This is a genomic window from Actinoplanes sp. NPDC024001, from assembly GCF_040638955.1.
Lineage (GTDB): Bacteria > Actinomycetota > Actinomycetes > Mycobacteriales > Micromonosporaceae > Actinoplanes.
Genome location: NZ_JBEZZB010000065.1, coordinates 18,230 through 35,381, shown reverse-complemented (window position 1 = coordinate 35,381; position 17,152 = coordinate 18,230). Strand labels below are relative to the sequence as shown.

Genomic DNA, 17,152 nt, shown 5'->3' with positions numbered 1-17,152 from the left:
AGCCCAGTCACCAGCGGAAGTCGGTTCCATCATGAAGAACTTCGTCGCGCCCCTCGGTTTCACCCTGCTCTCGGCGTGGGTCGTCGTGCTGTTCGTGCTCGCCCACAACACCCCCTAGGGCAGCCGCGAGGTCCACAGCAGGCTCATCGCCGCACCGACCAGGCCCAGCAGCAGGCCGGCGGCGGCGTACCACTGTGTCACCTCACGCGGCTCGGTCCGGTGCCCGATCGAGCTGCCCATGTCCTCGTAGACCTGCTTCAGCTCGCTGACCGAGGCCGCCTCGTAGAAGAAGCCCTTGGTGTTCTCCGCCAGCTCCTGCAACGACTGCCGGTCCACCGGCACCCGCTGCACCGAGCCGCGGATGTCCACCACACCGGTGTCGGTGCCGAACGCGATCGTCGACACCGGCACGTTGGCCGCCGACGCCGCGGCCGCCGCGTCCTCGATCGACCGCCCCGACGTGCGATAACCGTCGGAGAGCAGCACGATCCGGGCCGGCGGCGCGCCCTCCGCGCCGTCCGACGGCACCGCGCGGATCGCGTCCAGTGAGGTGAAGACCGCCTCACCGGTCGCGGTCGCCTCGGCCAGCGTCAGCCCGTCGATCGCGCTGACCACCGAGGACCGGTCCTTGGTCGGCGCGACGAGCACGTTCGCCGCCTTCGCGAACGAGACCAGGCCCAGGTTGTAGGTCGGCGGCAACTCGTTGACGAACGCCTTCGCCGCCTCCTGCGCCGCCTCGATCCGGCTCGGCGCCACGTCGTCGGCCTGCATCGACAGCGACACGTCGATGGCCAGCATCACGGTGGCGCGTTCCAGCGGCTGCTCGGTGTCGACCGACGGGCGTGCCGTCGCGGCCGCCAGCGCGCCCAGCATCAGCAGGAAAGCGGCGGCGGAGACGTGCCGGCGCCAGCCCAGGCCCTTCGGGGCGAGCGTGCGCAGCAGGTCGACGTTGGTGAACCGCATCGCGTACTGACGCTTGCGGAACTGCCGCCAGACGTAGACCCCGGCCATCGCCAGGACCGGCAGGATCGTCAGCAGCCACCACGGTTCCAGGAAACGGATCATCGTGTGGTCCCTCGGGTACGGGCGTGACGTTGAGCCGCCACGAAGCGGACCATGTCCAGCAGCCAGTCGGTGTCGGTGCGCAGCCGCAGATGGGCGGCGCCGGCGGCACGCAGCGCGCGGGCGATCGCGGTCCGCTGCTCGCCGGCCGCCTCCGCGTACCGCTGGCGCAGCCTCGGATCGGACGTCTGCACCTCGTGCAGCGCGCCGCTCTCCGGGTCGGCCAGCGTCAGCACGCCGACGTCGGGAAGTTCCAGCTCACGCGGGTCCACGACCTCGATCGCGAGCACGTCGTGGCGGACCCCGAGCTTGCGCACCGGCCGGGCCCAGCCCTCCACCGGCGCCAGGAAGTCGGAGATCACCACGGCCACGCCGCGCCGGCGCGGCGGCCGGTTCAGCATGTCGATCAGGGCGCCCAGGTCGGTGCGGCCCGGCTGGATCCGGGTGCGGGCTATCGCCCGCAGCAACCCCTGCGCCTCCTTGCGGCCCGGCCGCGCCGGCAGGCGCACCACGGGGGCCACCACCGGGTCCGGCGCCGTCGCCGCCTTGCGGCGCCACCAACTCCCGCTCAAACCCCTGTCCGGTACGCCGGAGCCGGTGCCCACGACGGCTCCGATCCGGTTGCCGCCCCGGACGGTGAGGTGCGCGATCGCGGTGGCGGCGGCGATCACCAGATCGCGTTTGAGCCAGCGGGCCGTGCCGAAGTCCAGGCTGGCCGACAGGTCGATGGCCATCCACGTCTCCAGCTCGCGGTCGGCCACCGTCCGGCGCACGTGCGGCAGTGTGGTGCGGGCGGTGACCGGCCAGTCCATCCGGCGCACGTCGTCGCCCGGCCGGTACTCCCGCGACTCGCCGGCCTCGCTGCCGGGGCCGGGCAGCAGACCCGCGTAGTCGCCCTGCAGCAGACCGTCCAGCTTGCGGGTGACCAGCAGCTGCAGGCGGCCGAGAACCGCCTCGGCCCGGGCCGACTCGTCCGGGGCCAGAGGCGACGGCGCGCCCGGCGCGGTCATGGTTGGCCGTGCCAGCCGCCGGCCGGCGGATAGCTCTGGCGGGCGTCGAACGTGCCGGCCGGAACACCGCTGGTCGGCTGCACCCCACCGGGCGGCGGGCCACCCGGGACCACCGCCGCGCCGTTGGCCTGCCCGTTCGGTGAAGCGCCCTGGCGGGCCGCGACCGACGGCATCGGGACGGTCTGCATGATCCGGGCGACGATGTGGTCGGCCGGGATGTCGTCGGCGAGCGCGTCGTAGCTGAGCACCAGGCGGTGCCGCAGGATGTCCGGCGCCACGTCGGTGAGGTCCTGCGGCAGGGCGTAGTCACGGCCGCGGAGCAGGGCGAGCGCCCGGGTGGCCCGGACGATGCCGAGCGAGGCGCGCGGGCTGGCACCGTACTGGATCAGCTGGGCCACGTCGGGCATGCCGTGCTGGGCCGGCGCCCGGGTGGCCAGCACCAGTCGCACCGTGTAGTCGACCAGCGCGTTGTGCACGAAGACCTGGTCCGCCCGGCGCTGCAGGGCGAGCAGGTCGGCCGGGGTGAAGACCTGCTTCGGCTCCGGCGCGCTCACCCCCATCCGGTAGACGATCTCCCGCTCCTCGCTGTCGGTCGGATAGCCGACCAGGATCTTCATCAGGAAACGGTCGCGCTGCGCCTCGGGCAGCGGGTAGACACCCTCCTGCTCGATCGGGTTCTGCGTGGCCATCACCAGGAACGGGTCGGGCACCTCGTAGCTCTTGCCGCCGATCGACACCTGGTGCTCGGCCATCACCTCGAGCAGCGCCGACTGCACCTTCGCCGGCGCCCGGTTGATCTCGTCGGCGAGCAGGAAGTTGACGAAGACCGGGCCGAGCTCGACGTCGAAGTTCTCGCTGGACTGCCGGTAGATCCGGGTGCCGACGATGTCCGCCGGGACCAGGTCGGGGGTGAACTGCACCCGGGAGAACGTGCCGCCGACCACCTTGGCCATCGTCTCGACGGCGAGGGTCTTGGCCACGCCCGGCACACCCTCCAGCAGGCAGTGGCCGCGGGCGAGCAGCGCCACGAACATCCGCTCGACCATCCGGTCCTGCCCGACGATGACCCGCTTGACCTCGAACATCGCGCGTTCCAACTGCGACGCGTCGTGCGCGGGCGGCACCGGCGCACCGGCGTCGGGACTAGCCTCGGTCTCGGGCGTGCTCGGCTGCGACACCGGTCCTCCACAACGGTCGTCATGCGCCGGCGCGAATGCCGACGTTCCAAGACTTACACGACACACAACAGCACACGGCTGAGAGGTTCCTAGGAACCGTCCTGGCCAGCCTAGGAGCCGGAGCCGTCACCCGGCCGTCAGCATCGCCGCAATCCGAGGTCATCACGGATTCGGCCGGCCATAGTCCGGTCGTGTTGATCTTTCTGCGCGATCCGCTGGATCGGGCATGGTCACCGGGTGGATACGGAAGCCCGGTAAGCGTGTAGCATTCGACTCGTCGCCGGGCGGCTTCCCCCGTGGCCGCCCGGCGCTCAAACTTCCTCCCCCGCCCGCCCTAGGCTTGGCGACATGGAGCTTCAACCGCAGTGTTCGGCCAAGGGTTGCCGTGCCGAAGCCGTCTGGCAGTTGCGCTGGAACAATCCGAAACTGCACACCCCGGATTACCGCAAGACCTGGCTGGCCTGCGCCGATCACCGCGAAACGCTGGGCTCGTTCCTCGACGCACGCGGTTTCCTGCGCGAGGTCACACCTTTCACAGCGGCGGGAGATGCGGTCATCTCCTAGGCTTCAGATGTGAGCGAGCCGTCCCGCAATGAATATTCGGCCTCCGCGCCGCTAGGCGGCACGCCGGACCGGATGAGCGTCACCGTCGATGCCCTGGAGCCGTGGCCGGACACGGTCGCCTGGCGTCCCGTCTCCCCCAAGCTGATCGTCGTCGAACTGATCGGGCTCGCCGCCTGGATCGCCGTGCTGGTCGCCGGCCTCAGCGTCGGCTGGGTGATCGGCGGCCAGCGGTGGTGGCCGATCGGGATCGGCGCGGTGATCCTGCTGGGCATCTGGCGCGCGGTGATCGAGGCCCGTGCCGTCACCGCCTGGGGCTATGCGGAACGTGACAAGGACCTGCTGGTCCGCCACGGCCTGCTGGTCCGCCACCTGTCCATCGTGCCGTACGCGCGGATGCAGTACGTCGACGTCACCGCCGGCCCGCTGGAGCGCGCGTTCGGGCTCGCCACCGTCCAGTTGCACACCGCAGCCGCGGCGAGCGACGCCCGCATCCCCGGGCTGCCACCGGACGAGGCGTCGCGCCTGCGTGACCGGCTGACCGCCCTCGGCGAGGACCGGGCCGAGGGCCTGTGAGCAGCCCCGGCCTCCCGCCCGCCCCGCCGCCGGGTCACTTCCCCACCGGGCCGCTGCCCGGCGGGCCGTTCCCGCTGCCCGGCGAGCCGCCCACCCCGCCCGAGGGCCGCCAGCGGCTGCACCCGCTCAGCCCGCTGCTGAACGGCGCCAAGAGCATCGTGGTGATCGTCGCCGCGCTCTCCTGGCAGACCTTCAACCAGCTCGGCGCGGCCCACTTCGCCATGGTCGTCGCGGTCCTCGCGGTCGCCGTGGTGATCTTCTCGGTCGTCGGCTGGTGGAACACCGGGTATCAGGTCGTCGGCCGCGAGCTGCGGATCGCCGAGGGCCTGGTCTGGCGGCGCAACCGGGCCATCCCGCTCGACCGCCTGCAGGCCGTCGAGCTGCGCCGCCCACTGCTCGCCCAGCTCACCGGCCTGGCCGAGCTTCGCCTCGAGGTGGTCGGTGGCGGCAAGACCGAGGCGCCGCTGGCCTACCTGACGGTGCGGGACGCGTCTGCCCTTCGCGAGCGCCTGCTGGCGCTCTCCGGTCGTACCCCGAACGGCTCTGCCGCAGCGACCACGGCGGACCCGGCGGCGAACGCCGCCGCGCCCCCGCTGGAAGCCCCGCTCTATCGCGTGCGCAACCAGGATCTGCTGGTCAGCCAGCTGCTCACCCCGCAGGCGATCTTCCTGCCGGTCGGTATCGCCTGGGTGATGACCCAGTTCGTGATGGAAGGCTCGTGGACCTTCATCGGCATCGCCAGCACGGTGACGGCGATGGCCGGTGTGCTGCTCCAGCCGATCCGCCGCGTCCTGCGCGACTGGGACTTCCGCGCCGCCCGCGACCCGGACCATCGGCTGGTGCTGCACTACGGCCTGGTCGAGACTCGCAGCCAGGTGGTGCCGCTGCACCGGGTGCAGACGGTGGCCGTCACCTGGCCGCTGCTGTGGCGCGCCAAACGCTGGCTGCACCTGCGCCTGGACATCGCCGGCTATTCCGGCCCGGAGCCCGGCGACGACAAGAGCTCCGACCGCCTGATGCCGGTCGGCGACATCACCACCGCCCGCCGCCTGGTCGCCGAGGTCTTCCCCGGCGTCGACCTGCTGTCCCTGGCAACGTCTCCGCCACCGGCGCGAGCCCGCTGGCTGCATCCGCTGGCGCTGCGGTTCCACGGGGTCGGCCTGACGCCGGACGTCTTCGTCAGCCGGTGGGGCCGGCTCACCCGCGAGATGAGCCTGGTGCCCTACGCGCGGTTGCAGAGCGTGCGGGTGGTGCAGGGCCCGCTCCAGCGGCGGCTGCGCCTGGCAACGGTCTACGCCGACACGGCGGGCGGCCGGGCCGGCATCGCGCGCGATCGTGACCTGGCGGAGGCCTGGGCGCTGGCCGAGCAGCTGGCAATCCGCGCGCGGCAGGCTCGCAGCCTGATGTCCGCGCCGGGCGGGCCCGCGCATCCCGCGCCGGGCCAGGTTTCCCCGGGGCCGCTCTCCCCGGGTCCGGCCCAACCGGGCCTGGGTTACCCGGCTCCTGCCCAGCCGGGCCTGGGACAGCCGGGTCCGGCCCAGCCGGGCCTGGGACAGCCGGGCCTGGGACAGCCGGGCCTGGGACAGCCGGATTACGGCCAGACCGGGCAGTGGCAGCCGGGCTACCAACAACCCGGCCATGACCAGCGGGGCGCCGCATACCCCGGGAATCTGCCGCCCGGTGCTGTGCCACCTGGCGCCGTGCCTTTCGGCAGCGTGCCCGGTGCTGTGCCGCCCGGCGCCGCGCCGCCTGGCAGCGTGCCCGGGGCTGCGCCGCCTGGCAGCGCGCCCGGGACTGCGCCGCCGGCGGGGTGGTACCCGCCCTCCGGTCCGGCCACGCCGGACGATGAGGCGTACTGGCAGCGGCCCTCGCAGTTTTAAGCTTTGCTGATGGAGCTTCCGGAGTTCGCGCCCGGTCTCAACGCCCGGGTCGAGTTGACGGTCACCGACGCCGACACTGCCCAGTCCCTCGGCTCCGGCGACGTGCCGGTCCTGGGCACGCCCCGGTTGCTCGGCCTGGCCGAGGCCGCCACCGTCGCCGCAACCGCCCGCCAGATGCCCGGCGGCGTCACCACGGTCAGCAGCCGTGTGGAGGTCGAACACCGCGCACCCACCCTGGTCGGCCGCCGCGTCACCGCCCAGGCCACCCTGACCAAGGTGGACGGGCGGAAACTCGTCTTCGAGGTCGTCGTCCACGAGGGCGAGACCCTGGTCGCCGACATCCGGGTCGAGCGGGTCCTGCTCGACCGCCAACAGTTCATCGCCCGCGCCCTCGGCGACTGACCCCGGCGGCCATGGCTGTCCCGGCCACGGTCAAGGTCTATCGCGGGCAGCGGGCTGACTGGGCTGCGGGAGGGCTGGGCTGCAGGTGGGCTGGGCTGTGGGTGGCTCAGAGGAGGGCGCCCCAGCGGCTGGTCAGTTCGGCTGGGGTGGGCATTGCCGTGGCGCCGCCCTTGCGTTCACAGACCAGGCCGGCCACGGCCAGAGCGAAACGGACGTGGCGCTGCCAGCCGGCCAGGTCGGTGGGCAGGCCCTCGTCCAGCAGGCGGCGGATCAGGGCGGCCATCACCGAGTCGCCCGCGCCGGTGGCGTCGATCGCGGCCACCGCGGGAGCGGGCAGGGTTTCCGCGCCGTCGGCGGTGGCCACGTGGGCGCCCGCGGAGCCGCAGGTCACCACGACGGCGCCGGCGCCCAGGGCGCGGATCCGCTGGGCGGCCGCGGCCGGGTCGTTCTCGCCGTAGAGGACCACGGCGTCGGCGGCGCTGAGCTTGACCAGGTCGGCGGTGGCGAAGAACTCCTCCACCAGATCACGGAGCGCATCGATCGCGGCGGCGTCGGGGAGCAGGGTAGGCCGCACGTTGGGGTCGAACACCCGCAGCGGCCCGGCAGTCGCCCAGGCCGATCGGGCGGCCGCCCGGAAAGGCTCGCGGAGCAGGCAGATCGAGCCGGTGTAGAGAACCGCGGCCCCGCCCACCGCGGCGAGGTCCAGGTCACCGGGCCCGAGCAGGGCATACGACGGCGGCTCCCCATAGAACGTGAACGTCGGCTCGGCACCCTCGAAGGTGGTGACCGCGAGCGTCGTGGACACCGGCACCCGCCGCACCGAGGCTCGGCCCACCCCGGCGTCCCGCAGGAAGGCGGCGATCCGGTCACCGAGCACGTCATCGCTGAGCGTCCCGCCGTACTGGACCTCGCCACCGAGCCGGGAAACCCCGACGGCCACGTTGAGCGGGGCGCCACCGATCGCCTGCCGGTAGATCAGCTCGCCGTCGAGATCCGCTTCGAGCAGGTCGATCAGTGCCTCGCCCAACACCATCGCGTAACCCATGCCCGGCCCCTCCCTGTCTCGTCCGGCCTCAGCGTCCCACCCGCCGCGCCCGATCACAGCCTCCCATCCCGGACAGGGTGGGCTCGTGGCGCCGGACGGCGCGGCGCTGCGATCCGCCGGCGGCCGTGGCCCGGGACGGCCAGGCTCGTTCAAAAGGACACCCGATATCAACAGATTTGTCAGAATTTGAGGATGAAAAAGCGCTTGCTTCTCGTCGCCGTCCCCCTCGCCCTGACCATCGGCACGCCGGCCGCGGCCAAACCCGCGGATCAGCCCGCCCCGATCTCGGAGGGCACCTTCCGCACCTGGAGCGAGGCCACCCCGGCCGTCACGTACGACACCGCTGTGGTCCCGCAAGGCGCCACCGCCAAGCTGACCGTCCAGAACACCGGCAGCGCGATGCGCGTCCGGCTGCAGGCCACCGGCCTGGTGCCGGGCCGCACGTACGGCGCCCACGTGCACGTCAACCCCTGCACCGACAAGCCCGCCGAGGCCGGCCCGCACTACCAGCACCGGATCGACCCGGCCGCCGACCCGCAGCATCCCTCCGTCGACCCCGACTACGCCAACCCGCGCAACGAGGTCTGGCTGGACTTCACCGCCAACTCCGCCGGGAACGGCTACGCCGCCAGCGTGCTGCGCTGGCAGTTCAGCGAGTCCCGGCCGGCGTGGTCGCTGGTCCTGCACTCCGAGCGCACCCACACCAAGCCCGGCGAGGCGGGCATGGCCGGCGCCCGGGTGGCCTGCCTGACCCGCACCGCCCTGCCCGCCTACGAGAACGCCCCGGGACGCGGCTAGCTCCATACCGTGCAAAAAATTGTCAGGACCGATGATGGCAAGCATTCGTTACGCTGAATCCACTCGGGAGGAATACGCAGAGGGGAATCATGACCGTCACTCTTGATCGCATCACCCTGCGAAATCATTCGTTCGAGGTCCCGCTGGACCACGCCGATCCGGACAGTGCCCCGATCACTTTCTTCGTGCGTGAGGCGGTGGCGAACGACAAGCGTGACGAAACGCTGCCCTACCTCGTGTTCCTCCCCGGCGGGCCGGGCTATCCCAGCCCGCGCTCGACCGATCCTGTCGGATGGCTCGGTCCCGCCCTGGAGCGTTACCGGGTGCTCCTGCCGGACTATCGCGGGACCGGGCTCTCCAGCCCGGTCGGCCGGCACACCACCCGGGGCCGCGACGCGCAGCAGATCGCCGATCACCTGGCCCACTACCGAGCCGACTCGATCGTGCGGGATCTGGAGACGGTCCGCCCGCAGCTCACCGGCGGCGAGCCGTGGTCGCTGCTCGGCCAGAGCTACGGCGGTTTCTGCGCGGTCTCCTATCTGTCGTTCGCGCCGGCCGGGGTGCGCGAGGCCTTCCTCGCCGGCGGCCTACCGCCGCTGGGCCGCAGCGCCGACGAGGTCTACCGGGCCACCTGTCAACGCGTTCTGGAACGCAACGACGTGTATTTCTCCCGATACCCGGAGGATCGCGAAACGATCGGCCGGATCTGCACGTTGCTGCGGAACAGCGAGATTCTCCTGCCGGACCGGTCACGGCTCACGGTCGAGCGGTTCCAGCACGTCGGCATCATTTTCGGCTATTCCTACGGCATCGACCAGGTCCACTACGCTGTCGAACACGCCTTTGCCGGCGGTGACGAGTTGAGCGACAAATTCCTGTTCGACGTCTATTCGATTCTGTCGTACATCGGTCATCCGTTGTACGCGGTGCTGCACGAGTCGATCTACGCCGACGGCAACCGGCCCAGCCGCTGGGCGGCGGCCCGCGCCCTGGAGGAGTTCCCCGCGCTCTCCCCGGACCATCCGGCGCCGCTGTTCACCGGCGAGACGATGACGCCGGGCCTGTTCCACCACGACCCGGAACTGGTCCCGTTCCGCGACGCGGCCGAGATCCTCGCGCAGCGCACGGAGTGGCCGCCGCTCTACGACTTCGACGCGCTGAAATCGTGCACGGTGCCGACCGCCGCCGCCATCTACGTCGACGACATGTATGTGGATCGCACCTTCTCCGAGGAGACCGCACGGCTGATCCCCAGCGTCCAGCCGTGGATCACCAACGAGTTCCTGCACGACGGCCTGACCAGCCACAGCGACCGGGTGCTGGCCCGGCTGTTCGACATGATGCGGAACCGGGCGAGCTAGGCCGCCTCCTCCGCGTTGCCGCCGGCGCCGCCCACCGGTTCCGGCGGCAGCGCGAAGCGGACCCGCTCCTCGACGGTGAGGCGGCGCAGCCCGAGCCCTTCGGCCTGGGAGAGCGCCGTCTCTGCGGCGAGGGTCATGTCCCAGATCCGGATCACCCCGTCGTCCGAGCTGGTCGCCAGCCGCGATCCGTCGTGCGACCAGTTGAGGCCCCAGATCGGCTCGTCATGGCCGCGCAGCACGGCGACCTCGTGCAGGTCCTGCACGTCCCACAGCCGTACGGTCCGGTCCCGCGCCACACTGGCCAGCCACGTGCCGTCCCCCGGCGACCAGGCGACCGCGTAGACCGGCTCGTCGTGCGCCTCGACCCGGTGCAGCTCCTCCCCGGTCGTGGTGTCCCAGATCCGGATCGTGCGGTCGAACGAGCCGGTGGCGATCCGGCGCCCGTCCGGCGACCACGACGCCGACCAGACGTCGTCGGTGTGGCCGGTCATCACCACGGCGTCCTGACCGTCCTGGTCCTCGATGTGCACGCCGCCGTCCCACAGCACCACCGCGAGCCGGGTGCCGTCCGGCGACCATCCCGCCCAGGTGGTGCCGCCGGGGAAGGACAGCTCCCGCCGGACCCGCCCGTTGGAGCTGTCCCAGAGGTACACCGATCCGCCCTGCGACGCGCTGGCGAGGGTCTTGCTGTCCGTCGACCACGCCACCCAGGCTTTCGACCCCTCCTGCCCGGTGAGGTTGTGCAGGAGGTCGTGGGTCCGGGCGTCCCAGATCTTCACGTCCGCGTCCCGGCCACAGCTGGCGATCATGGTGCCATCCGGTGACCAGGCCGAGTGGTAGACCTCGGCGTCGTGGCCGGTGATGTCGCCGATCGGCCGGCCCACCGCGGTGTCCCAGAGCCGGATGTCCCGGTCGCCGGAGGAGCTCGCCAGGAACCGGTCGTCCGGCGCCCAGGTGACCGCGCGGGTCAGCCAGCCGTGCCGCAGCACGGTCAGCGCGGCGCTCCAGATCCGCACGGTCCCGTCCACTGAGCAGGTCGCGACCTGGGTGCCGTCCGGCGACCAGCTGACGTCGGTCACCGAGCCGTCGTGCCCGCGCAGGACGCTGAGCGGGGTACGGCGGGCCGGGTCCCAGATCATCGTCATCCGGTCGGTCGTGCTGGTCACGATCCGGCCGCCGTCCGGCGCCCAGGCCACCGCCTTCAGCGCGACGTCGTGGCCCTGCAGCTGGTCCAGTTCCTCGCCGGTCTCCGGGTCCCAGATGCGCAGGCTCCAGTCCTCCGAACCGCTGGCCAGGCGGGTGCCGGCCGGCTCCCAGTCGACGCTGGTGACCGGCCGCTGGTGCCCGGTCAGCTCCCGCGGAGGCCCGTCGAAGGGCGCCCGCCAGACCCGAACGGTCCGGTCCGCCGAGCCGCTGGCGATCGCGGTGCCGTCCGCCGACCAGGCGACCGCGGTGACCCGGCCGCCGCCCGCCAGCACCCGGGACGGGGACATCGGCTTGCGGACGTCCCAGACGTGCACGGTGCCGTCGGCGTGCCCGGCCACCAGCGCGTGGCCGTCGGGTGACCACGCGACGCTGGTCACGGCGTCCGCGCTGATGCGCAGCACCACCGGCGCGGTGGAGGCGGCGACGGTCCAGAGGCGGACCGTACCGTCCTGGGAGCCGCTCGCCAGCCGTACCCCGTCGTGGTCCCAGGCGACGGCCGTGACCGGACCGCTGTGGCCGGCGAGCGCGGCGATCTCGTCGCCGCCGGCGGCGTTCCAGAGATGGACGAGGTGGTCAGCGCCGGCGGCGATGCGCAGACCGTCCGGCGACCAGGCGACGGCCTGGAGCGGCCCGCCGCCGTGCAGCACGGCCCGGAGCCGGCTCACCGCCAGCGCGGACGTCAGGACCTGCCGGCACAGCGGCGTCAGCGTGTACTCCCGGATCGCCGCGAGCGCCGCCATGATCGCCAGCTCGGGTTCCCGGCCGACGTGTTCCAGTATCCGGTCGGCCACGACGTCGGCGGTGCGGTGCACGATGGCCCGGTCGGTCATCGAGGACGCCTCGATCAGGTCGCGCGTCAACGGCGAACCACCGTCGCCGGACTTCGCCCAGTTCCGCGCCATGCGCAGCCGTTCGCCGGTGAGCAGGTAGTCGGCGAGCCGGCCGGACTCGTGCCACTCCTTGGCCCAGTCCTCGATCTTGCCGCGCAGCTGCAGGTCGGCGTTCCGGACGGCGACCTCGTCCTTCAGCGGCGGCCAGGTCTCGATCAGCGACTCGTGCGCGACGTGCACCGTCCGCTGTCCCTCGGCGTCCTTGTCGCTGGTGAGCAGCCGGGCGTCGACGAAGGCGTCCACGATGCGCTCCTCGGACTCGCTCAGCCCGGATCGCCGCAGCCGCTGGCGGGTTGCCGTGCCGCCCTCGACCCGCACCAGTTTGAGCAGGCATTGCAGCACTTCCCGCTCGGTCAGCCCGTGGGCGCCGAGGTCGGCGACGACCCGGTTGGCCTGTTTCGTGAGGGCGCCGTCGACCTTTCCGATCTCCTCGTAGTCGGTGTCGGTGATGACCTTGCCGCGGTGCGCGCGCTGCCACAGCTCGTACAACGTGTAGGCCAGCAGCGGCAGCGCCTCGCCGCTGCGGGCGTCGTCGACGATCCGGTTGATCAGGCTGGGCGGGTCGAAGGTGATTCCGGCCTGTTTGGCCGGTTCGTTGACGACCTCGAAGAGCGCGGTGCGGTCGAGGAAGCCGACCGCGACCGGCTGCTGGAAGAGCGCGGCGTGCGGGGAGTTCAGAAACGAGGTGAGGAACTCGGACCGCAGCGAGGTGACGACCCACAGCCAGCGATGATCGGTCAACGCGCGCTCGATCAGCGTCATGAACTCGTTGCGCTGCTCGGTGCCGGAGAGCGTGAAAAGTTCCTCGCCCTGGTCGATGACGAGCAGCACGTGGGCGCGGGCGCCCTGGTGGGTGCGGATCTGGCGGAGCCGGTCGTCCAGCGCACGAGGGTCGGTGGCGTCCACGGAGGCGACCTCCACCCTCGGTTCCGCGGACGCCAGCGCGACGGCGAGGCTGCGAATCGGGCTGTGTTCCGGCACGAACGGCGGCACCACGGCCCATTTGCCGCGCCGCTGGGTCAGGTTGGGCACCAGGCCCGCCTGCAGGAGCGAGGACTTGCCGCTGCCCGACGGCCCGACCACCGCGATGAACCGGGAGGCCGGCGAGTCGGAGCCGAACTGTGTCCGATCCAGCAGCAACTGCACCTCGGCCTTGCGGCCCCGGAACACCGCCGCCTCGTCCTCGGTGAAGGCGTCCAGACCCGGGTACGGCGACCGGTCCTCCTTCCACTGCAGGCCGGGAGCGATGGGCCGATTCAGACGGTGCTGCCAGATCCGCATGATGACGAGCGCGAGGATGGTCGCCAGCAGCAGCGGGCCCGACCAGGCCCGGATCAGCTGAACCGCCCGCGGAACCCGGCCGTTGTCGTCGGTCGCGTAGTTGGTGGCCACACCCAGCAGCGCGACCAGCAGGATGGAGAGAAGCTCGGGGAACAACGGGGCGCGGCGCACGGGGCTCCTCGGGGAACAGGCTGCCTCCACAGTATCGGCCCTGGACACCTTGGACGGCCCGCTGTTAGGTTCCGGCTCATAGACTGCGTTGACTAGACAGGGAGCCGACATGCCCCACAGCGCACCATTCAACGACAGCGCACCGATCAACGTTCACGCGATGCGTGCCGAGCCCGGCGCTGTCGCCGGTGGGGCCGCATGGTTCGCCGAGCCCGGCGCTGTCGCCGGTGGCGCGGCCTGGTTCGCCGAGCCCGGCGCTGTCGCCGGCGGGGCCGCCTGGTTCGCCCAGCCGCAGGACGCGCGGGTGACCGCTTCCGACACCGCCGCCACGCTTCGCACCCTCCCGTCCGATGTCCGGCGCCAGCGCCTGAGCTCCCTGGTGGACAAGGCCACCGGTGACTTCCGGCTCTGAGACGGAGACGACGCCGGCGCCGCAGGGCGCCGGCGTCGACGTCTATCTGGCCGGCCTGGGCCTGCGGCCGTCGCACATCACCCCGGAGACCAGCCGGGCGCTGGCGAGGTGCCGGCGCATCCACCACATCAGCTACGTTCCCGGCACCGACGAGCTGCTGCGGCAGTACTGCGACGACGTGGTGGACCTGCGGTCGCTCTACGAGTCCGGTTCCGACCGCCTGGAGACCTACAAGGCACAGGCCACCGCGGTGCTGGACAGCGCCATCGAACAGGGCCCGGTGGGCCTGGTGGTCTACGGCCACCCGCTGATCCTCGCCATGCCGTCGATGTTCGTGCTCCGGCTCGGCAGCTCGCTGGGCCTGCGGGTCCGCACGCTGCCGGCGGTCTCCGCCCTGGACTGCCTGCTCGCCGACCTCGGCATCGACCCCACGGTCACCGGCATGCAGATGCACGAGGCCACCGACCTGTTGCTCTACCAGCGCCCGATCGTGCCCGGCTGCGCGACGGTGCTGTGGCAGGTGGGTTCGCTCGCCACCAGGCTGCACGTCACCGTTGGGCACAGCCGCCCGGAAAGGCTCATGCCGCTCCGGGATTACCTGCTGCGCTTCTACCCGCCCGACCACGAGGCCGTCTCGGTCTCCACGGCGGTGACCGAGGACGAGCCACCGGAGCTGCTTGCGCTACGGATCGGCGAACTGCCCGAGCACAGTGCCCGGCTGCACCTGGGCGCGACGCTCTACATCCCGCCGGTGAAGTCGGCCGGTCCGGTCGACGAGGCGCTGGCCGCGAAGCTGACCAGCACCGATCACCTGCGATCCATCGTGGAGACCACCGGGTAGGGCTCGCCGGTCACCACCTGCGAGCGGACCCCGCGCGGGCTCACCGGCACGTCACCGGCCACGGTCACCCGGTACAGCCGGCGGGGCAGATCGAGGTGGTCGAGGTCGGACGGCGCCAGGTGCGCGGTGGCCCGGTTGTCCCAGAACGCGACGCTGCCCGGCGCCCAGCGGAACCGCACGGTGAACGCCGGCATCGACATGCGCTCGAAGAACAGGTCGAGCAGGCGCCGGCTTTCCATCGCGTCGAGACCCACGATCCGGCTGGTGAACATCGGGCTGACGAAGAGCGCGCGTTCACCGGTCTCCGGATGCACCCGCACCACCGGGTGGATCGCCGAGTGCGGACGGGCCCGGACGATCTCGCCGTACCCGTCCTTGGGGTTGGGGGCGGCCTCGGCCGCCATGAAGCGGTGCTCGGCGGTCAGCTGGTCGGCCATCTCCTGGATGACCGGCGACAACGACTCGTACGCCGCGACCGTGTTGCTCCAGGTGGTGTCCCCGCCGAACTCCGGCACCACCTCGGCCCGCAGGATCGCCGCCGCCGGCGGGTTGACCAGCGGCGTCAGATCCGTGTGCCAGCCCGCCAGCGGGCTCTTCATGCCGCGGCGCCGCTCCCGGTTGTCGATCCCGTAACGCCGGGCGTAGAGCTGCGGGTCGAGCGTCAGCACCTCGGGGAAGCCGTCGGGGGTCTCGTCCTCGTAGAGGTGCGCGCATGTCAGGTCGCCGAACCGGCGGGCGAAACCGACGTGATCAGCGTGGGTGAGCCGCTGGTTCCGGAAGAACAGCACCCGGTGGGTCAGCAGCGCCGCCCGCAGCTCGGCCACCACCTCACCGGGCAGGTCCCGGGTGAGGTCGACGCCGTCGACCTCCGCGCCGATGCGACCGGCGACCCGGCGGACGGTGAGCAGGCTGGTGTCCGTCATGGCGTCACCATATCGACGCGCTCCGCTACGAGGAACCCTTCAGCGAGCTGAGCGGCACGGAGCCCATCCGCAGCAGTTCGGCGTGTGCGGTGGCCAGCGGGACGCCGTCGCGGACCCTGGCGGCCACCCAGTCGGCGATGATCTCGGCGCCGACCGCGTAGCCCAGCGCCTGGCCCGGCCAGGCCACGTAGCGGACCACCTCGCGGCGGACCGCCTCGGGGTCGATGCCCACCTCGGCCACCATGAAGGCCACCGCCTCGTCGATGCTCCAGCCGCGCACGTGCAGGCCGACGTCGATGACCAGGCGGGCGGCCCGCCAGCGCTGGTGGGCCAGCAGGCCGAACTCCTCGAGCGGGGACACCTCGATGCCCATCTCGGCGGTGAGCCGCTCGGAGTAGACGGCCCAGCCCTCGGTGAACGCGTTCACCATCAGCAGGCGCAGCACCTCGGGCAGCGCCTCGTTCTCGTCGAGCAGCGCCAGTTGCAGGTGGTGACCCGGGACGCCCTCGTGCATGGCGAGCGGCAGGACCTCCCACTCGCGGGCGTGCGGCTCGCTGCCGTTCACGTACAGATAGCCGGGGCGCCCGTTGGCCTTGGAGGACGGGCCGTAGAACGCCGGCGGGCCGACCAGCGCGTGTGCCTCCGGCATCGCCACCACCTCGGACGGCGTCTCCGGGACGGTGTCGATGATCCGGGGCAGCGCCTCCACCAGGCGGGCGTGCACGACACGGACCCGCTCCAGGTAGTCGTTGCCGGTGGCGAAGGCGGGCACGTCCGCGTACCCCTCGTCGCGCAGCTGGATGAACCTCGCCCGGGAACGGTCGAGGATCTGCCGGCCGAGTTTCTCCAGCTCGTCGGGGGTCAGCGCCAGGCTGGCGCCGGTGTAGGTGGCCTCCGCGTACCACTCGGCGCCGTCCGGGCGGCCGGGCATCGGGGACGCCTCGGCCGCGCTCGGCAGGGCCGCGACCGCGACCTCCCGCAGGGTGGTGAGCCCGGCCAGGGCGCCGTCCATGAGCCCGGCCGGCACCTCGCGGCCGGCGTCGGTGAACGGCCGCGACAGCGGCTCCTTGCCGGCCCGCAGGTCCCCGATGAGCGAGTCCACCTGGGCCAGGAACGCCTCCAGAACCGGCCGGGAGCCCTGGGTCCCGGCCACCTCGGCGGCGACCTCGTCGCAGTACGCCGGGAACGCGGCGAGCCGCTCGGCGAACCGTTCCGCGGCGGGGTCGAGCCCCATCGGCCACATGTCGGCCGCCCAGGCGAGCCGGCCGACCGGCCCCGTCATGTGGTTGAGGATCCCGATGTCGCACCGCGCCACCAGCGACCGCGTGCAGGTCACGTGGTAGAGCGCCACCGCCGTGACCGGATCGTCGCCGGGCGCCGCGCGCAGCTCGGCGATCAGCTCGTCGGCCTTGGCGAGGGCGGCGGCCCGCCGCTCACGGTTCACCGCCTCCCATGGCACCGGAGGAAGGTGCCCGGCCTCGACGGCGGCGTCCGGCTGGTTCTCCCAGACGAAGGTCAGGCAGCGCTGCGCGAGGTCGTGCGACATCGGGGTTCG

14 protein-coding genes and 2 pseudogenes are annotated in these 17,152 nt (G+C 72.1%); 8 read left to right on the top strand and 8 right to left on the bottom strand.

Features of this window, described 5'->3' with window-relative positions; translation table 11 throughout:
• Window positions 1-114 precede the first annotated feature (114 nt).
• Genes AB0F81_RS24870 through AB0F81_RS24860 form a run of 3 tightly spaced genes read right to left on the bottom strand, consistent with a single transcriptional unit; the run spans window position 115 to window position 3,250 of the window.
• Window positions 115-1,065, bottom strand: coding sequence for a VWA domain-containing protein (locus AB0F81_RS24870; RefSeq protein ID WP_360200904.1), 951 nt, complete (start codon window positions 1,063-1,065; stop codon window positions 115-117).
• Window positions 1,062-2,072, bottom strand: a complete 1,011-nt coding sequence (locus AB0F81_RS24865; RefSeq protein ID WP_360200902.1) for a DUF58 domain-containing protein — start codon at window positions 2,070-2,072, stop codon at window positions 1,062-1,064. The genes AB0F81_RS24870 and AB0F81_RS24865 overlap by 4 nt, the downstream gene beginning before the upstream one ends.
• On the bottom strand, window positions 2,069-3,250 hold the full coding sequence (locus AB0F81_RS24860) for a MoxR family ATPase (protein ID WP_360200901.1): 1,182 nt from the start codon (window positions 3,248-3,250) through the stop codon (window positions 2,069-2,071). Before AB0F81_RS24860 ends, AB0F81_RS24865 begins: the two co-directional genes overlap by 4 nt.
• A gap of 348 nt (window positions 3,251-3,598) precedes the next feature.
• Here AB0F81_RS24860 and AB0F81_RS24855 point away from each other — a divergent pair, with 348 nt between their 5' ends.
• The 3 genes and pseudogenes from AB0F81_RS24855 to AB0F81_RS24845 form a co-directional block, all read left to right on the top strand.
• On the top strand, window positions 3,599-3,814 hold the full coding sequence (locus AB0F81_RS24855; protein WP_360200900.1) for a hypothetical protein: 216 nt from the start codon (window positions 3,599-3,601) through the stop codon (window positions 3,812-3,814).
• A gap of 72 nt (window positions 3,815-3,886) precedes the next feature.
• A complete protein-coding gene (locus tag AB0F81_RS24850; protein WP_360200934.1) occupies window positions 3,887-4,387 on the top strand; it encodes a PH domain-containing protein in 501 nt (166 codons plus the stop codon).
• A 53-nt stretch (window positions 4,388-4,440) separates the two neighbouring features.
• Window positions 4,441-5,784, top strand: a pseudogene (locus tag AB0F81_RS24845) (PH domain-containing protein); the annotation flags it as partial.
• A 132-nt stretch (window positions 5,785-5,916) separates the two neighbouring features.
• Here AB0F81_RS24845 and AB0F81_RS24840 read toward each other — a convergent pair.
• Window positions 5,917-6,027: pseudogene (locus AB0F81_RS24840) on the bottom strand (hypothetical protein); the annotation flags it as partial.
• Between the two features lie 249 nt (window positions 6,028-6,276).
• On the opposite strand from AB0F81_RS24840, the gene AB0F81_RS24835 reads away from it, so the two are divergent.
• Window positions 6,277-6,669 carry a hotdog domain-containing protein gene (locus AB0F81_RS24835; protein WP_360200899.1) on the top strand — a complete coding sequence of 131 codons (393 nt, stop codon included), beginning with the start codon at window positions 6,277-6,279 and terminating at the stop codon, window positions 6,667-6,669.
• A gap of 106 nt (window positions 6,670-6,775) precedes the next feature.
• Here AB0F81_RS24835 and AB0F81_RS24830 read toward each other — a convergent pair whose 3' ends face one another.
• Window positions 6,776-7,714: a carbohydrate kinase gene (locus AB0F81_RS24830; RefSeq protein ID WP_360200897.1), complete on the bottom strand. Its 939-nt coding sequence runs from the start codon at window positions 7,712-7,714 to the stop codon at window positions 6,776-6,778.
• A 192-nt stretch (window positions 7,715-7,906) separates the two neighbouring features.
• Between AB0F81_RS24830 and AB0F81_RS24825 the strand changes: the two genes are divergently transcribed.
• Together AB0F81_RS24825 and AB0F81_RS24820 are read left to right on the top strand one after the other, a co-directional pair.
• A complete protein-coding gene (locus AB0F81_RS24825) occupies window positions 7,907-8,512 on the top strand; it encodes a superoxide dismutase family protein (RefSeq protein ID WP_360200896.1) in 606 nt (201 codons plus the stop codon).
• 89 nt (window positions 8,513-8,601) lie between these two features.
• Window positions 8,602-9,873 carry an alpha/beta fold hydrolase gene (locus AB0F81_RS24820; protein ID WP_360200894.1) on the top strand — a complete coding sequence of 424 codons (1,272 nt, stop codon included), beginning with the start codon at window positions 8,602-8,604 and terminating at the stop codon, window positions 9,871-9,873.
• On the opposite strand, the gene AB0F81_RS24815 is transcribed toward AB0F81_RS24820, so the two are convergent.
• The gene (locus AB0F81_RS24815) at window positions 9,870-13,421 is read right to left on the bottom strand and encodes a hypothetical protein (protein WP_360200892.1); all 3,552 of its coding nucleotides are present in this window, start codon (window positions 13,419-13,421) and stop codon (window positions 9,870-9,872) included. The genes AB0F81_RS24820 and AB0F81_RS24815 overlap by 4 nt on opposite strands.
• A gap of 160 nt (window positions 13,422-13,581) precedes the next feature.
• Here AB0F81_RS24815 and AB0F81_RS24810 point away from each other — a divergent pair, with 160 nt between their 5' ends.
• Window positions 13,582-13,833 (top strand): hypothetical protein, encoded by a 252-nt coding sequence (locus AB0F81_RS24810; RefSeq protein WP_360200890.1) that lies wholly within the window; start codon window positions 13,582-13,584, stop codon window positions 13,831-13,833.
• Window positions 13,817-14,674, top strand: coding sequence for an SAM-dependent methyltransferase (locus AB0F81_RS24805; protein WP_360200888.1), 858 nt, complete (start codon window positions 13,817-13,819; stop codon window positions 14,672-14,674). Before AB0F81_RS24810 ends, AB0F81_RS24805 begins: the two co-directional genes overlap by 17 nt.
• On the opposite strand, the gene AB0F81_RS24800 is transcribed toward AB0F81_RS24805, so the two are convergent.
• Window positions 14,641-15,597 (bottom strand): TauD/TfdA family dioxygenase, encoded by a 957-nt coding sequence (locus tag AB0F81_RS24800; RefSeq protein WP_360200887.1) that lies wholly within the window; start codon window positions 15,595-15,597, stop codon window positions 14,641-14,643. The genes AB0F81_RS24805 and AB0F81_RS24800 overlap by 34 nt on opposite strands.
• 25 nt (window positions 15,598-15,622) lie before the next feature.
• The gene (locus tag AB0F81_RS24795) at window positions 15,623-17,143 is read right to left on the bottom strand and encodes a DUF885 domain-containing protein (RefSeq protein ID WP_360200885.1); all 1,521 of its coding nucleotides are present in this window, start codon (window positions 17,141-17,143) and stop codon (window positions 15,623-15,625) included.
• Window positions 17,144-17,152 lie beyond the last annotated feature (9 nt).

What these genes read in the sequence shown, in the direction of transcription:
- AB0F81_RS24870 (WP_360200904.1), bottom strand. Translation starts at nt 1,065, where the DNA reads ATGATCCGTTTCCTGGAACCGTGGTGGCTGCTGACGATCCTGCCGGTC.
- AB0F81_RS24820 (WP_360200894.1), top strand. Translation starts at nt 8,602, where the DNA reads ATGACCGTCACTCTTGATCGCATCACCCTGCGAAATCATTCGTTCGAG.
- AB0F81_RS24800 (WP_360200887.1), bottom strand. Translation starts at nt 15,597, where the DNA reads ATGACGGACACCAGCCTGCTCACCGTCCGCCGGGTCGCCGGTCGCATC.
- AB0F81_RS24810 (WP_360200890.1), top strand. Translation starts at nt 13,582, where the DNA reads ATGCGTGCCGAGCCCGGCGCTGTCGCCGGTGGGGCCGCATGGTTCGCC.
- AB0F81_RS24850 (WP_360200934.1), top strand. Translation starts at nt 3,887, where the DNA reads ATGAGCGTCACCGTCGATGCCCTGGAGCCGTGGCCGGACACGGTCGCC.
- AB0F81_RS24830 (WP_360200897.1), bottom strand. Translation starts at nt 7,714, where the DNA reads ATGGGTTACGCGATGGTGTTGGGCGAGGCACTGATCGACCTGCTCGAA.
- AB0F81_RS24865 (WP_360200902.1), bottom strand. Translation starts at nt 2,072, where the DNA reads ATGACCGCGCCGGGCGCGCCGTCGCCTCTGGCCCCGGACGAGTCGGCC.
- AB0F81_RS24855 (WP_360200900.1), top strand. Translation starts at nt 3,599, where the DNA reads ATGGAGCTTCAACCGCAGTGTTCGGCCAAGGGTTGCCGTGCCGAAGCC.
- AB0F81_RS24835 (WP_360200899.1), top strand. Translation starts at nt 6,277, where the DNA reads ATGGAGCTTCCGGAGTTCGCGCCCGGTCTCAACGCCCGGGTCGAGTTG.
- AB0F81_RS24795 (WP_360200885.1), bottom strand. Translation starts at nt 17,143, where the DNA reads ATGTCGCACGACCTCGCGCAGCGCTGCCTGACCTTCGTCTGGGAGAAC.
- AB0F81_RS24825 (WP_360200896.1), top strand. Translation starts at nt 7,907, where the DNA reads ATGAAAAAGCGCTTGCTTCTCGTCGCCGTCCCCCTCGCCCTGACCATC.